Source organism: Acetobacter aceti (assembly GCF_002005445.1).
GTDB lineage: Bacteria > Pseudomonadota > Alphaproteobacteria > Acetobacterales > Acetobacteraceae > Acetobacter > Acetobacter aceti_B.
The window spans coordinates 3,410,400-3,425,000 of sequence record NZ_CP014692.1 but is presented as its reverse complement, the minus strand read 5'-3'; the positions used below and the strand labels follow the sequence as shown (position 1 = coordinate 3,425,000).

The window sequence follows — 14,601 nt, the reverse complement described above, 5'->3', positions numbered from 1 at the left end:
CTCCGCGAAATCTATTGAGGTAGATCGTCAGGTGTTGACCCCGGGGGGTAGAGCACTGGATGGGCTAGGGGGGCCCAAAGCCTTACCAAACCTAACCAAACTCCGAATACCCGGAAGTTTAGCCTGGCAGACAGACAGTGGGTGCTAAGGTCCATTGTCGAGAGGGAAACAGCCCAGACCACCAGCTAAGGCCCCTAAATCGTGGCTAAGTGGGAAAGGATGTGGGGATTCCAAAACAACCAGGAGGTTGGCTTAGAAGCAGCCATCCTTTAAAGAAAGCGTAATAGCTCACTGGTCTAATAGAAACCCTGCGCCGAAAATGTAACGGGGCTCAAGCCACGTGCCGAAGCTGTGGGTGCATACTATGTATGCGCGGTAGCGGAGCGTTCCGTAAGTCTGCGAAGGAGACGGGGTGACCCTCTCTGGAGATATCGGAAGTGCGAATGCTGACATGAGTAGCGACAAACAGTGCGAGAAACACTGTCGCCGTAAGTCCAAGGTTTCCTGCGCAAGGTTAATCCACGCAGGGTTAGTCGGCCCCTAAGGCGAGGGCGAAAGCCGTAGTCGATGGAAATCAGGTTAATATTCCTGAACCTGCCAGAAGTGACGAATGCGAGATGTTGTCAGTCCTTATCGGATTGGACTGGCTTTTTGAGCATTCCAGGAAATAGCTCTGGCGTATAGACCGTACCCTAAACCGACACAGGTGGACTGGTAGAGCATACCAAGGCGCTTGAGAGAACGATGCTGAAGGAACTAGGCAAATTACTCGCGTAACTTCGGGATAAGCGAGACCCGTAGGTGGGCAACCATTTGCGGGTGGCACAGACCAGGGGGTAGCGACTGTTTAGTAAAAACACAGGACTCTGCGAAGTCGAGAGACGACGTATAGGGTCTGACGCCTGCCCGGTGCCGGAAGGTTAAGAGGAGGTGTGAGAGCACTGAATTGAAGCCCCGGTAAACGGCGGCCGTAACTATAACGGTCCTAAGGTAGCGAAATTCCTTGTCGGGTAAGTTCCGACCTGCACGAATGGCGTAACGACTTCCCCGCTGTCTCCAGCATCGGCTCAGCGAAATTGAATTCCCCGTGAAGATGCGGGGTATCCGCGGTCAGACGGAAAGACCCTATGAACCTTTACTGCAGCTTTGCAGTGGCATCAGAGACATTCTGTGTAGGATAGGTGGGAGGCTTTGAAGCAGGGGCGCCAGTTCCTGTGGAGCCATCCTTGAAATACCACCCTGAATTTTTCTGATGTCTAACCGCGACCAGTAAGCCTGGTCCGGGACCCTGCATGGTGGGCAGTTTGACTGGGGCGGTCGCCTCCTAAAGTGTAACGGAGGCGCGCGATGGTGGGCTCAGGCCGGTCGGAAACCGGCTGTCGAGTGCAATGGCATAAGCCCGCCTGACTGTGAGAGTGACAGCTCGATCAGAGACGAAAGTCGGCCATAGTGATCCGGTGGTCCCGCGTGGAAGGGCCATCGCTCAACGGATAAAAGGTACTCTAGGGATAACAGGCTGATCTCCCCCAAGAGTCCACATCGACGGGGAGGTTTGGCACCTCGATGTCGGCTCATCACATCCTGGGGCTGGAGCAGGTCCCAAGGGTTCGGCTGTTCGCCGATTAAAGTGGTACGTGAGCTGGGTTTAGAACGTCGTGAGACAGTTCGGTCCCTATCTGCCGTGGATGTTGGAGACTTGAGAGGATTTGTCCCTAGTACGAGAGGACCGGGATGAACATACCTCTGGTGCACCGGTTGTCGCGCCAGCGGCACAGCCGGGTAGCTAAGTATGGACGGGATAACCGCTGAAAGCATCTAAGCGGGAAACCCACCTCAAAACTAGGTCTCCCCAAGGGCCGTGATAGACCATCACGTCAATAGGCCAGGTGTGGAAGCGCAGTAATGCGTGCAGCTAACTGGTCCTAATCGCCCACGAGAACTCACTTGCAAGCTTCTCCTCGGAGACGCAATTCCATGCACAGAAATCATCCATGCCGCACATTTCAAAAATACACCAACCGTAATCACTGACCCACACAGATGTGGGTTGGATGACCTGGTGGCTATGGCGGGGAGAGATCCACCCGATCCCATCCCGAACTCGGCCGTGAAAGCCCCCAGCGCCTATGATACTGCGACTTAAGTCGTGGGAAAGTCGGTCGCCGCCAGGTCTTCCAATCCACATCATACACATCATAAATACCTCCGCGGGGTGGAGCAGCCCGGTAGCTCGTCAGGCTCATAACCTGAAGGTCATAGGTTCAAATCCTATCCCCGCAACCAAAATTCCATAATTAAATCAATGACTTAAAAGGCGGCGCAAGCCGCCTTTTGGCGTTCCAGAGCACCAACTGGAATCATATAGGAATCATCAGGAGGCGAATTCCGGCGTAGCAACGACGCGTGCGAGGCGCGCCAGTAGAGCGGCGGGAAGCGCAGGAATCGGATCAAGCCGTCCAAGCACAGGGCCGATCCGCGAACCTTCCCGGTGTAGCCGGGCGCATGACTGCGCAGCAGGCACTGGCGCAGTTGCTTGCGGGCACGGGCCTGAAGCGGACATGATGCACGCGCCCGTCCGTGGATACGGGCCGGTGCGGTCAGGGCGCGCGGGGGCGTCTGTGTTGCCGGGGCCGGGGGCTGTTCCGGCTTTGGTTCGGGTCTCGTGGTCATGGAAACCTCCCTTGTCGATGCGGTCCGCTTCGGGGGTGAAGCGGTGCCGGTAAGGGGAGGCTGACGGGAAAAATGCTGTCTGGGAGTGGAGGATATGATGTGCGCGAATTTCTCCACCCCAAAAGCGTGGGCGGGCGTAGGGATGCGTATGGGAATGCGCGTTGAATATGTGGCCTGCAAGGCCACTTCTGCTCGCGACGCGGGGCGTCGCGTTGTCACGGTACAAGAGAGATTGAGGTCGGACCGGTTATTCGGGCCGGTAAGGAAGACAGATGCGAGCCGGGCTTGCCCGGCGAGCGCCGCCCGCGCGGGCCATCGGGCCGCGCGTCTCCGCCGCCGATCCGCCATGATCGGCACGCGGTTGTCCCGTAGCGGATAAGAGGCCGGAAAGAGGGAAAGCGGGGGCTTACGCCGCCCGCTTCTCGCCCCAGTAAGCCAGCCGCCGGGAGGCTGTGGCGGCGTGGACTTCGTCCAGTTCCATGCCCAGCCAGTCGCGGCCAAGATGCTGCGCCGCCACCAGGGACGAACCGGACCCCGCGAACGGGTCCAGCACCAGCCCGCCGGGTGGGCAGAAGGCGTGAACGAGGGGCAGCAATGCCGCAACCGGCTTCTGCGTCGGGTGCATCCGGTTGCCGGAATAGGGCATGTCGATCACGTCCGGGATGGGCTGGTGGGGCAGTTTGGCGTCGCCCTTGGCCAGCAGATAGGCCGCTTCGTGGGTGTAGCGGACGAAACGCGAGGATGACGCATAGGACTTGCGGAAAATGATGTGCCCAACGGGTCGGAACCCTGCTGCCTTCCATGCCGCCATAAACAGGTCAATCCGGTTCCAGGCATAGAAGGACACGGCAAAACCGCCATCTTTCAGAACACGGTGCATCTGGTTAAATGCGGGCCGGAGCCATGCGGCGTTGTCGTCATTGCGCACTGTCCGCCCGTCCCGGCCCCGGTAATTTACCAGATAGGGCGGGTCGGTAAGGATAAAATCCACGATCCCGCTCGGCATCGCCCGCATGCGGGCCACACTGTCGCCCTGAAAGATTACATTACGGAAGGCCCCTTTTGCATTGTCGGTCATGTCCCTGATTCCTTTGCCGGTATCATCGCCGGGGGAAGCGCCCCTGCGTGCTTCCCGGAGGCGGGTGACCGCGCGGGAGAGTTGGGGACAAATGACGGCGGGAGTGGCCGGGTTGCGCGCCAGCGGGGCGAAGCCCTGCGCCGTCGCGCGGCCCTGCTACTCTGTAGGCGACGTTTGGGGGAAGAGAGGCGAAGGGCCTTTCTTCCCCTTTTTCGTTGATAGGGATGTGGATATAATCTTTTGTTTGTTGAGACGATAGAAAGACTATATCAATGAAGAAATCGTCTCGACTAAAAAATAAGAACATTTCTAATGTATTGGATTAATTGTGAGGAGAGCCGCCTCTGATGTTGAAAAACCCGCGCAATAGGGCCATGGCCTCATATGGATTTGGGGGGCTTTGTGGTTTGATGGCTATAGTTTTGTTGGCTGAAGAAGTATTGAAAATATCTTATATTTCAAATTTTCCTTTCAGATCCGATGTGATTCGAGATTTGTATAGTAAATATATGATAATTCGGGTATTTTGGTACGTAACATCAGACCCTTCTAACGAAGTGTGGAAGATATTCAACAATATTACGGTAATGGTCGCTTTGAGTCTTTTTCTTGTAGGTGCTTGGTTTACTGGCAGAGCACAACGAGGTTTTAGGTTAATATCTGAAGCGACCTCTTTTTTGGATCTTCAGAAATTGATCGGGTCAAATGGTAATCATCAATCCATCGGGAATATTCAGTCTGATGGGAATGTTACGATTAACCAAATAAATCATGCGCATGAGAAGGTTGAAAAAATCGCGCCAAGGTTTTGGGAAGGAATATCTGACAAACTAGTTGTGGGAGTTTTATTGCCTTTGCTCGTGGCTATACTGTCATTTCTTCTTGGGTTGAAGTAAGAATTACCTTTCTTATATTAACATGAAGATCACAGAAGACGAGTGTCATTTTTGATCGGGGTCCGATTGTTGCAATGCTGGTTGGTGAAAATCCGGACCTCTGAATAGCGAGAGCCCATCGTCAGGGGGTAAAAACTCGGTTGATCCTGTTCTCTGGCGTTGCTTTTCCGAGGGCGCTGGCGATGGCATCCGCTACCTTGTTGGCTGCGGCCCGGACGGGGGCGGTCTTGAGATGGGCATACCGTGCGGTGGTCTGCACCTGTGTATGCCCCAATAGCCTCCCGATCATGGTCAGGTCCGTGCCAAGCTGAAGCGCGTCCGATGCGAAGGAATGGCGGAGATCGTGGATGCGCAGCGTGTCCAGCCCGGCCCTTGCGCGTATCCGTCGCCACGGTTTCTGGATGTCCGTCAGATACTGGCCCTGCACCTTGCCGGTGATGACATAGGGATTGCCTTCGATCCGGGGAATGTCCGCCAGGACGTCCAGCGCAGCCTTGCCTATGGGCACGACCTTGGCCCCGGTCTTGGAATCCAGCAAGCGCAGGACGCCCGCTCGGGCGTCCACATAGTCCCATTTCAGGGTCTGTATTTCCCCCAGACGGCACCCGGTCAGGAGCAGCAGCCGGATGCAGGTTGCGGCTTCCGGCTCGCCGTCCGCCTCGCGGAGCACCTTGCCCAACCGGGCCAGTTCGTCCGGCGTCAGGTAACGCTCGCGCTTCACTTCCTTGTAGCGCTTGACCTTCCAGCACGGATTGATCCCATCCGTCCGAACGCCCCACGTATCGGCCAGGGTGAACATGATCGACAGGACGCCCAGCACCCGGTTTGCCTGATAGGGCGTCTCTTTCAACCCCTGGTGCAGTTCGACGACATCGGCGCGGGTCACGTCGATGACCTTGAGCGTTCCGAGCTTCGGCGTGATGAACAGGTCCACGCAGCGGCGATACTCGTACTGTGTCGAGGACTTGGCCTAATCGCCGGCGAATACGGCACGCATTCCATGCGTCGGACGAAAGTCGCGATGATCTATAAGCGCACGGGTAATCTGCGTGCGGTGCAAATCCTGCTGGGTCACACCAAGCTGGACAGCACGGTTCGATATCTGGGTGTCGATGTTGAAGATGCCCTGGCTTTGTCGGAGGCGACGGACCTGTGACGTCTCCTGCGTTTGCCGCTTGCTCCCTCCCTATGTGTACATGCTATGATAACACATGGGGAGAGACACATGAGCGAACAGCTTTCTGGCAGCCAGAGCAAGCCACTGAAAATCGGCGTAAGAGAATTCCGCGGCAATCTGACCGCCTACCTTCGTCAGGCGCGACAAGGTAGCACGATTCTGGTCACGTCCCATGATGAGATCGTGGCCGAACTGCGCCCACCGTCCCCGTCCTATCGTCCCCGTCGCCAGCCAGGCGCGCTGCGCGGGCGGATCAAGCTGAGTGATGATTTCGATCAGACGCCGCAGGATATGCTCGATAGCATGGATGGGGTCCTGTGAAGGTTCTGCTCGATACACATGCACTGCTATGGTGGTTGTCAGATTCCGAAAAATTGGGGCCTACAGCACGCGAGATCATTGCAGATCCGGCCCATGACATTCTGGTTAGTGTTGTCTCTCTTTGGGAGATTGCTATCAAGATCCGGATCGGGAAGCTGGATGCAGATATTATCGAGATCACCGATGCTATTCCCACAGAGGGTTTCGCGCTTCTGCAGATTACTCCCGATCACCTGAAATTACTGATGGGCCTGCCCATGCATCACCGTGATCCCTTTGGTCATCTGCTTATGGCGCAGGCACTGAGTGAACAGGCGTCATTTCTGTCTGGAGATAGCCAGATGGCGCATTACTCAATCGAGAGGATAGACTGTTCATAGCTGTTCGGTTGGTGTCTTAACAAATTGCGCATGTTGTCCAGAAAACGGTGGTTTTCTGGACAGAGCAAAAATCTGCATCCTAGGATTCTCGAACCCTATGTTTTCGGTTAACATTCCCGTCAACTTTTCAAAGTCTCGTTTGTGTAAATGAATCAACGAATCGGCTACGCGCGGGTCTCGGCAGAGGACCAGCATTTAGACCTGCAGCGCGACGCGCTCCAGCAAGCTGGGTGCCGCGTTGTCTATGAGCAAACCACAAGCGGCAAGAGCGCGGTGCGGCTGGAGTTGGAGCAATACCGAAACGCATTGCGTAGCGGCGATACACTAGTGGTTTGGCGCTTAGATCGCCTCGGCCGCAGTCTGCCAGACTTTGTGCGGATCGTGGCGGAGCTGGAGCACTTAGGCATCGGCTTTGAGAGCCTAGCCGAGAAAATCGAAACAACCAGCGCAACAGACAAGCTCGTTTTTCACGTCTTTGCTGCACTTGCGGAGTTCGAACGCAGCCTGATTCGCGAGCGAGGTCATGCCGGGCTCGCCGCAGCGCGTGCTAGAGGCTGCTCAGGTGGCCGCAAACCCAAGCTGAGGGAAAAACAGGTGCGCGAGATAAGGGCGCTGTTGCAGGATCCAAATATACACGTATTGGATGTGGCGCGCCGCTATGACGTGTTACGAACAACTTTATACAAATATATTGCAGAGAAAGCGAAAAATTAGAACATGAGCGCTTCCAAAAAACGCACTGGACAATGCGGTCTACAAAACCAATTGCGGCTGACCTATGAACGCAGCAAAAATTGAATAAGCCATTCGGATTTTGTGGAGCAGCTCTTTGGCCCCGCTGAGTTCCCCCTATGCCTTCCTCGAAGCCTTCTGCAACAAAGCGACGACGATCAACTGTACATGCATCCGCCTCTTGAGCGCGGGCCACGAATTAAACAGGACTAGAGACTAATGCTGACGCAAGCCAATTTGGCTGACCTCCTCAATACTATCGGTTTCCAGAAGAAAGGTGGGGTGCATCGAAAACAGTTTGGTTCTGCTATCCTCGAGGTGAATTTCGCCAAGAAGGAAATCACTTATCCAGAAGCTGAGGGCCTGGTCATTAATGAGCGGCAAACCTGTAACTTCGACGCCAACGAAAATTTCGTTGTGCTCGAATGCGTACACCGACTGCTAGAAAAGGGCTACAAGCCTGAGCACATCGAACTGGAGCCTAAGTGGAAACTGGGGCGCGGTGCCAGCGGCGGGCGTGCTGACATCCTGATCAAGGACAACGATGGCCGGCCCCTGCTGATCATTGAATGCAAGACGGCCGGGACAGAGTTCAAGCGCGCTTGGAACAAAACCGTGCAGGACGGCGATCAGTTGTTCAGCTACGCGCAGCAAATAAGCGAAACTCAGTTCCTGTGCCTGTACACATCGGACCTGGATGCAGGCGCGGTCAGCTACACCAGCCACATCATCGCGCACCGCGACAACGAAAGATACCTGGCTGACAACCCGCTTTTCAATAGCTTCAAGTCCGTCACCGACGTGAAAGAACGCCATGCCGTCTGGCATGATACTTACAAGCTCGATTACACAACCAAAGGAATTTTCGAAGAAAACATTCAGCCGTATCACATCGGCAAGGACAAATATTCGTTGGCCGATTTGCACACCATCTCGGCCAGCGATCAGCAGAAAAAGTACCACGAGTTCGCCACCATCTTGCGCCAGCACAATGTGTCGGGCCGTGAAAATGCCTTCGACAAGTTGGTCAATTTGTTTCTGTGCAAGCTGGTGGATGAAATTGAAAACCCATCCGACCTGAAGTTTTACTGGAAGGGTGTGGCCTACGACACCCATTTCGATCTGATGGACCGCTTGCAGCAGTTGTACCAAGCGGGTATGGGCAAGTTTCTCGGCGAAGATATTACCTACATCAATCAGGGCGACGTCAACAACGCACTTCGATTCATCAAGCAGAACCCGGATGCCACACAGCGGGCGGTGTGGAATCTGTTCATTCAGCAGAAGTTTTTCACAAACAACGATTTTTCGTTGATCGATGTTCACAACGAAAAATTGTTCTACAAAAACGCCGACGTGCTGCTGAAGATTTTGCAAATGTGGCAGGATATTCGCTTGACCGACCCGCACGGCCACAACCAGTTTCTGGGCGATATGTTCGAGGGCTTCCTAGACCAGGGCGTCAAGCAAAGCGAGGGGCAGTTCTTCACCCCCATGCCCATCTGCCGCTTCATCCTGATGAGCTTGCCGCTGGCCACACTCGTCAAGCGCAGCGCCACACCGCCCAAGGCTATCGACTACGCCTGCGGCGCGGGCCACTTCCTGACCGAGCTGACCTTGCAGCTGAAGCCCTTGGTGGAAACGCATCGGCCCGAAGCAGACCTTGCGGCGTATCACGGTGCTCTGTACGGCATCGAAAAGGAGTACCGCCTCTCCAAGGTCGCCAAGGTTTCGGCCTTCATGTACGGGCAGCAGGGTATCAATATATGCTACGGCGACGGTCTGATCAACCAGCACGAGGCATTTCCAGACATCAAGGACGGAAGTTTTGACCTGCTAGTCGCCAACCCGCCCTACAGCGTGCGCGGCTTTCTGGAAACGTTGCCTGAGGAAGAACGCAAGGCTTACACTCTCACCGAGACCATCAAGGATCTCGAAACCTCCAACAGCATCGAAACCTTTTTCATCGAGCGCGCCAAGCAGCTGCTACGCGCCGACGGCGTGGCCGCGATCATCCTGCCGTCCAGCATCCTGTCCAACGGCGGCAGCGCCTACATCCGAACCCGCGAGATCCTGATCCAGTATTTCGACATCGTGGCCATTGCTGAATTCGGCAGCGGCACCTTCGGCAAAACGGGCACCAACACCGTCACCCTGTTCCTGCGCCGCAAGAAGACCGCGCCGGATACTGCCGCGCACTACCACGAGCGCGTTGAGGAGTGGTTCAAGGGCTGCGATGCCAGCAAGCGCAAGCAGGTCATCTACAAGGACGAGCATCTGATCGCCCGCTACGCGGAACACATCAATGTGCCGCTGGAGGATTACAAAACCTTGCTCAAGGGCGACCCCAACGGCGCATGGGCCGCGCACCTGGAGGCGGTCTACCTTGAAAAATTCAACCGTAGCACCGAGGTCGCGAATCTCTACAAGGCCAAGCGGTTCAAGGCATTGAAGTCGGAAGAGCAGGACGCCGAGGTCGAAAAACGCTATCTGGCATTCGTCCAGGCCATCGAGCGCGACAAGCTCTACCACTTTGTGATGGCCTGCGATCAGCCTAAGGTCTGTGGGGATTCACAAAGAGCTTGAGATATGATTCAAGCTCTGGATGGAACGTTTTGTGCTGACGGACGCCCAATGGGCGCAGATTGAACCTCACTGTCTTGGCAAATTGACAGATCCAGGACGGAGTGGTCGAAACAACCGCCTTTTTATGGAAGCAGTGCTGTGGATTGTACGAACAGGTAGTCCCTGGCGTGACCTTCCTGCCGTATTTGGCAATTGGAGCACGGCCTTCCGTCGCTTCAGCGACTGGCGGAACACTGATGTCTTCAAAAGGATTTTCGATGCCCTGTCTGGCGATCCGGACATGGAGTATGTCATGGTCGATGCAACGATCGTGAAAGTTCACCGTCATGGTCAGGGCGCAAAAGGGGGACTCAGAGCCAGGCCATAGGGCGCTCGAAAGGCGGCATGACGACGAAGATTCTCGCGCTGACGGATGCTCTGGGCAATCTGGTGCGCTTTCGCCTGATGCCCGGCCAACGCTTTGACAGCGTGGACGTGCCACCGTTGATTGACGGTCTCGAATTCGACGCTTTCATCGCAGACAAGGCATTCGACAGCAACAGCATCATTGCCGATCTTGATGAAAGGGGCGCCACGGTTGTCATTTCCCAGCATCCGAGGCGCTCAAAGCCACTGCCGCTGGATCGCGAAATATACAAATGGCGTCATCTGATCGAGAACTTCTTCTGTAAACTCAAGGAATTTAAACGTATCGCGATGCGGGCCGACAAAACAGACAAAAGCTTCAGCGCCATGATCTATCTCGTCGCAGCTATCATTCATTCACGATGAATCCCCACAAACCTTAATCCGGTGCTGATCATCCGCACCCCGACGGAGACCAAGGCCATCAAGCAGTTCCTCGGCTACGAATGGAGTTCCGCCAAGGGCGACGAGGGTATCAAGCTGATTAAGGATGCCCACGGGCGGCACCTCACGCCGTTGTACGAGGAAACCAATCGAGACAACGCGGCGAAGCTCAACTCATTGATTTCCGCGAACTTCGATGGAAAACTGTCGATACCAGAATCACTTGCGCCATTTTCAGTAGCTGCGGCACTGACTGACATGCTTGATTTCTCGCGGGCAACTTTCGAGAAGCAGTTGTCGATCACACCTAATCGAGCTAAAGTTACAGTCAGTAGCAAATGGCCCAATACAAAATTGGCAAATGTCGCGCAAATCCTGAATGGTGGTACTCCTAGCACTTCGGACGCTTCATTTTGGGAGAGTGGCGATATTTGTTGGGCAACGCTTGTCGACACAAAGCAGAAGTACCTTGTCGACACCAAGAGAAAAATCACAAATGCGGGCCTGAAACACACCACATTATTGCCAATCAATACGGTTATTTTTTCGAGCCGGGCGACTATAGGTGAGGTTTGCATCAACAAGGTTCCAACCACTACGAATCAAGGCTACAAGAATTTCGTTTGTGACCCAGCGAAATTAAACTTCGAATACCTCTATCAAATTCTTGTTCACTTGCGTCCTGTTCTGGTCGATCTTGTTCCTGCCGGTTCTAAGTACAAGGAGATCAATGGAAAAACGATTGCCGACTTCGAAGTCCCGTTGCCACCACTGAGCGTCCAGCAGCAGATCGTCTCAGAGTGCGGATCGGTGGATGAATCAGAGGATTCCGCACGTGTGCACCTCGAGTCACTAAACGGCAAGATAGGTAAATCAATCTCGGATATCTATGAGTCCGTCGCTCCATTGTTGGAGATCGACAAAATTGCTATCGACATTCAGTACGGCCTCAACGAAGCCATGAACGAGGGCGGCGTTGGCTACAAGATCTTCCGCATGAACGAGATCATCCGTGGCCGGATGGTGGACAACGGGAGCATGAAATGTGCCGACATCAGCGCCGAGGAGTTTGCCAAATACAAGCTCAGCAAGGGCAACCTGCTTTTCATTCGTTCCAACGGAAGTCTTGAGCATATTGGCAAGGTCGGGCTGTTCGACTTGGATGGGGACTACTGCTATGCCTCGTATTTGGTGAGGATTGTTCCTGACTCTTCCAGGGTGCTGCCGAGATATCTGTGCTGCATCATGAACTCAGCGGTCTTTCGCAAGGGGATGGCTTCATTGGTGGTGAAGTCAGGCGGCACCAACAACATCAATGCAACGAAAATGAAAAACATCAAGGTGCCGGTGCCATCACTCGCGGAGCAAAAGAAATTCGTCGCCAAGATTGACAAGCTTGAAGAGTTTATTGCCGAAGCACAGGCGGTGATCGACGGTTCAGCCGCCCGCAAGCAGGCTATCTTGCAGAAGTATCTGTAAGAATGCACTGAAGTGAGACGCTGTGGAATGAATTGTTGTCGGTGTGGCCCGCCTCACGGATTGCCAACGTAACCAGAAAATTTAACATGGTATTGAAGCCAACGCTGTCTGGTAAAGTGTTGATTTCATTTAAAAACGGTTTTCCTTATACGATTGAGTGGGAATTGTAGTTGCGATTATTTCGCGGTCTTGAATGTCCGGTTTTTCAAGTTTCCATCCGAAACCGGACAGTCCGTTTGCCCCCCCATTGCAGTCGTGATTTTCGGTAGGTAACGGGAACGTCGTGTTCCGGGATGAGGGGCTGGGTGTTTCTGCGGTTGGATAGGATCCCGCGCGGGAAGTGGTGATCAGAGGGAGAGGTTGGCTTCGCCTTTTGTGCCGAATAACCGGCATAAGAGGAGAGTTTCCCATGACCACGACCACCATCCTGCTCCCTGCGTCCCATGGTGCCGCGCCCGGCGGCTTCCGGATCGATCCATCGCGCGGCGAATGCAGCGCCCGCGTATCGTCCGAATGGTTCTCGCGCCCCGATGACGAGCGGTATCTCTCGCTGTCCGATCTGCACGCTGCCACACTTGCCCGTGCCGAGCGCGCCACCGCCCGCACGGTGGAAAGCCGCGCCATTCGCGTGGAGGCTTCGCGCGACAATGCCGAGCGCCTGACGCTCACCGTGCCGGGGCAGAATGACCCGATCGCGCCCACCCATTGGTCGTTCGGCCAGATGTGCAGCCAGGTGGGGGCACCATCGTCGTACCTGCGCAATCTCCCGGCCCCACTGGCGGCGATCAACCTGCAGCACGGCCTGCTGTCGCACCGGGCCGAACTGGTGAAAACGCTGGAAACCGAAGACGGTCGCCAACCTGTTCACCGACGAGGAAGGGGAAGGCTACACCCTCATCTGGACCCGGCCCCGCAGCCGGAACGGGGAGTAAGCTTCCCACCACCAACCCCGCCCGGTCTCTCCGGGCGGGGCCTTCCGGGGCTTCTTTTCCCACGGGCTCTTTCGGGGCGCGGGCGGCAGCGCTGGTCGCCCGAGGTGAGACGCAGGAGGAACATGAGGCTTTCCCTCAGTCTTCCCATTGTACCATGCGCGAGGGCGAACCGCGTCAAGGACGCGTGGTCCCCCCAATTTTGCCCGGCGCACCCGTGCCGGGCGCGCCAGACAAAATCGGCTCCCCCCACGCGCCGGCGAGCCGGTCGCCTACGGCGATCCCTGACCCGGTCCGCCCCGGCATGAGCCGTCCGTCCTGTCTTCGAGAAACGAAAGGAGCAGGACGATGACCACGCTATACGACCAGATCCAGATGCTGCGCGCCGAACTGACCAGCTTTCACCTCAGCCGTCGCGAGCGCCGGCAGATCGAGCGCGAACTCAAAGAGGCGCTTGCCCGATGCGCGGCAGAGCGCCACGACGAGACGGCCCCCGCATAGCGCGGGGGTCTTTTTGTGTGATCGCCAATACCATCGGGAACCAGACGTCGAATCTCTTCCGGCATCCCTTTGAAAGAACGATGTTGAATACGCGTAATGCGACTATTATAGTCGTATTCCTGGTGTGTCGGCCTCGCGTGTCGGATGTGATCGTGGATGATCACTGGCCGACAGGTAAGGGCGGCACGGGCACTTCTGAACTGGACACAGGAGATGCTTGCTGAAAAGGCCCTCGTAGCATTGACCGCGCTCAAGCGCCTTGAATCCGAACGCGGTCTTGGCGTTCATGAGGGCACGACCGACCAGGTTCGCCGCGCGCTGGAAGCGGCGGGCATCCTGTTCATCAAGTCCGGACAGGGGCGCGGCGTCATGTTTCTTAACGAGACTTCCGGCACCGAAACGCGGCAGGCTAGGGTGCGTCGCGTTCGTTCTCCGACCTGATCGGCTCCATCATGCAGAAGCCCCCGCTCGACCCGTCCGTCGCCGACCGTGCCCCGGAAGCGTCCTGTCTCACCGGCTATGACGAACAGCACCTTATCACCTATCTCCGCCTGCTGGACGCCGAGGCCGATGGCGCCGACTGGCGCGAGGTGGCCCGGATCGTCCTCCACCGCGACCCGGCGGCCGACCCCGAGGGCGTCCACCGCTGCTGGCACAGTCATCTGGCGCGGGCGCACTGGATGTCATCCGATCGCATCAGCAGGCTGATCCTGGCGCTCCGTACGCTTGACGGTCTGGACAGCGGGGTTTCGCAGCGCGAGATTGCTGGTGTTCTGTTCGATCATAAGGTCTCTGCGACGGACTGGCTCTCGCACGACTTGCATTTCCGCATGAAGCGGCTGGTGCGTTTTGCGCGGGGGCTGGCTGACGGAGGATACCGGCGTCTGCTGCGGCACCCATTTCGAGGGCGGTAGATAGCTACCGCCCTCCTTCCCGTCATTCGATCAGGCTTCCAGGCTTCTCGAGACCGGACGTAGCCTACAAGCATTTCATTCAGCCTGATTGGTCGGATCGATAATATGGACGATCTCCAACTTTTTACTGATTCGTATCTTATTGGGTT

General features: G+C 55.9%; 14 protein-coding genes, 1 tRNA gene, 2 rRNA genes and 1 pseudogene (1 of these 18 cut by a window edge). 15 read left to right on the top strand and 3 right to left on the bottom strand.

Features of this window, described 5'->3' with window-relative positions; all coding sequences use genetic code 11:
• The 3 genes from A0U92_RS15735 to A0U92_RS15725 all read left to right on the top strand — a co-directional run.
• Positions 1-1,947 (top strand): 23S ribosomal RNA (locus tag A0U92_RS15735); it begins 791 nt to the left of the window's first position.
• A 108-nt stretch (positions 1,948-2,055) separates the two neighbouring features.
• Positions 2,056-2,171, top strand: a 5S ribosomal RNA gene (gene rrf / locus A0U92_RS15730).
• 35 nt (positions 2,172-2,206) lie between these two features.
• Positions 2,207-2,283, top strand: a tRNA-Met gene (locus A0U92_RS15725).
• Between the two features lie 24 nt (positions 2,284-2,307).
• On the opposite strand, the gene A0U92_RS15720 is transcribed toward A0U92_RS15725, so the two are convergent.
• The gene (locus A0U92_RS15720) at positions 2,308-2,670 is read right to left on the bottom strand and encodes a hypothetical protein (RefSeq protein ID WP_077813946.1); all 363 of its coding nucleotides are present in this window, start codon (positions 2,668-2,670) and stop codon (positions 2,308-2,310) included.
• 406 nt (positions 2,671-3,076) lie between these two features.
• Complete coding sequence (locus A0U92_RS15715; RefSeq protein WP_077813945.1) at positions 3,077-3,748, bottom strand: DNA methyltransferase; 672 nt, start codon at positions 3,746-3,748, stop codon at positions 3,077-3,079.
• A 347-nt stretch (positions 3,749-4,095) separates the two neighbouring features.
• Between A0U92_RS15715 and A0U92_RS15710 the strand changes: the two genes are divergently transcribed.
• On the top strand, positions 4,096-4,644 hold the full coding sequence (locus A0U92_RS15710) for a hypothetical protein (RefSeq protein ID WP_077813944.1): 549 nt from the start codon (positions 4,096-4,098) through the stop codon (positions 4,642-4,644).
• A gap of 121 nt (positions 4,645-4,765) precedes the next feature.
• On the opposite strand, the gene A0U92_RS15705 is transcribed toward A0U92_RS15710, so the two are convergent.
• On the bottom strand, positions 4,766-5,578 hold the full coding sequence (locus A0U92_RS15705; protein WP_408736090.1) for a tyrosine-type recombinase/integrase: 813 nt from the start codon (positions 5,576-5,578) through the stop codon (positions 4,766-4,768).
• 66 nt (positions 5,579-5,644) lie between these two features.
• On the opposite strand from A0U92_RS15705, the gene A0U92_RS15700 reads away from it, so the two are divergent.
• The 11 genes and pseudogenes from A0U92_RS15700 to A0U92_RS18470 all read left to right on the top strand — a co-directional run bounded on the left by A0U92_RS15700 (position 5,645) and on the right by A0U92_RS18470 (position 14,452).
• Positions 5,645-5,800, top strand: coding sequence for a site-specific integrase (locus A0U92_RS15700; protein ID WP_077813943.1), 156 nt, complete (start codon positions 5,645-5,647; stop codon positions 5,798-5,800).
• Positions 5,801-5,845: 45 nt separating this feature from the next.
• A complete protein-coding gene (locus A0U92_RS15695; protein WP_077813942.1) occupies positions 5,846-6,142 on the top strand; it encodes a type II toxin-antitoxin system Phd/YefM family antitoxin in 297 nt (98 codons plus the stop codon).
• Positions 6,139-6,522, top strand: coding sequence for a type II toxin-antitoxin system VapC family toxin (locus A0U92_RS15690; protein WP_077813941.1), 384 nt, complete (start codon positions 6,139-6,141; stop codon positions 6,520-6,522). Before A0U92_RS15695 ends, A0U92_RS15690 begins: the two co-directional genes overlap by 4 nt.
• Before the next feature lie 147 nt (positions 6,523-6,669).
• On the top strand, positions 6,670-7,236 hold the full coding sequence (locus tag A0U92_RS15685; protein ID WP_077813940.1) for a recombinase family protein: 567 nt from the start codon (positions 6,670-6,672) through the stop codon (positions 7,234-7,236).
• A 237-nt stretch (positions 7,237-7,473) separates the two neighbouring features.
• Positions 7,474-9,840 (top strand): type I restriction-modification system subunit M, encoded by a 2,367-nt coding sequence (locus A0U92_RS15680; RefSeq protein WP_222927831.1) that lies wholly within the window; start codon positions 7,474-7,476, stop codon positions 9,838-9,840.
• Positions 9,841-9,859: 19 nt separating this feature from the next.
• A protein-coding gene (locus A0U92_RS15675) for an IS5 family transposase (RefSeq protein ID WP_149026388.1) occupies positions 9,860-10,611 on the top strand; the annotation gives its coding sequence in 2 pieces (ribosomal slippage) (positions 9,860-10,190 and positions 10,190-10,611; 753 coding nt in all).
• 21 nt (positions 10,612-10,632) lie between these two features.
• Positions 10,633-12,108: a restriction endonuclease subunit S gene (locus A0U92_RS15670; RefSeq protein WP_077813939.1), complete on the top strand. Its 1,476-nt coding sequence runs from the start codon at positions 10,633-10,635 to the stop codon at positions 12,106-12,108.
• A 409-nt stretch (positions 12,109-12,517) separates the two neighbouring features.
• Positions 12,518-12,964: pseudogene (locus A0U92_RS15665) on the top strand (DUF932 domain-containing protein); the annotation flags it as partial.
• A gap of 421 nt (positions 12,965-13,385) precedes the next feature.
• Positions 13,386-13,538 carry a hypothetical protein gene (locus A0U92_RS17905; RefSeq protein WP_187668797.1) on the top strand — a complete coding sequence of 51 codons (153 nt, stop codon included), beginning with the start codon at positions 13,386-13,388 and terminating at the stop codon, positions 13,536-13,538.
• Positions 13,539-13,694: 156 nt separating this feature from the next.
• Entirely contained in the window at positions 13,695-13,979 is a 285-nt protein-coding gene (locus A0U92_RS15655; RefSeq protein WP_077813938.1) for a helix-turn-helix domain-containing protein, read from the top strand.
• Between the two features lie 11 nt (positions 13,980-13,990).
• Entirely contained in the window at positions 13,991-14,452 is a 462-nt protein-coding gene (locus A0U92_RS18470) for a DUF2285 domain-containing protein (protein ID WP_077813937.1), read from the top strand.
• Positions 14,453-14,601 lie beyond the last annotated feature (149 nt).

Excerpts from the sequence above, each read along its gene's own strand:
- A0U92_RS15700 (WP_077813943.1), top strand. The coding sequence starts at position 5,645 with ATGCGTCGGACGAAAGTCGCGATGATCTATAAGCGCACGGGTAATCTG.
- A0U92_RS15680 (WP_222927831.1), top strand. The coding sequence starts at position 7,474 with ATGCTGACGCAAGCCAATTTGGCTGACCTCCTCAATACTATCGGTTTC.
- A0U92_RS18470 (WP_077813937.1), top strand. The coding sequence starts at position 13,991 with ATGCAGAAGCCCCCGCTCGACCCGTCCGTCGCCGACCGTGCCCCGGAA.
- A0U92_RS15715 (WP_077813945.1), bottom strand. The coding sequence starts at position 3,748 with ATGACCGACAATGCAAAAGGGGCCTTCCGTAATGTAATCTTTCAGGGC.
- A0U92_RS15720 (WP_077813946.1), bottom strand. The coding sequence starts at position 2,670 with ATGACCACGAGACCCGAACCAAAGCCGGAACAGCCCCCGGCCCCGGCA.
- A0U92_RS15685 (WP_077813940.1), top strand. The coding sequence starts at position 6,670 with ATGAATCAACGAATCGGCTACGCGCGGGTCTCGGCAGAGGACCAGCAT.
- A0U92_RS15695 (WP_077813942.1), top strand. The coding sequence starts at position 5,846 with ATGATAACACATGGGGAGAGACACATGAGCGAACAGCTTTCTGGCAGC.
- A0U92_RS15710 (WP_077813944.1), top strand. The coding sequence starts at position 4,096 with ATGTTGAAAAACCCGCGCAATAGGGCCATGGCCTCATATGGATTTGGG.
- A0U92_RS17905 (WP_187668797.1), top strand. The coding sequence starts at position 13,386 with ATGACCACGCTATACGACCAGATCCAGATGCTGCGCGCCGAACTGACC.
- A0U92_RS15655 (WP_077813938.1), top strand. The coding sequence starts at position 13,695 with ATGATCACTGGCCGACAGGTAAGGGCGGCACGGGCACTTCTGAACTGG.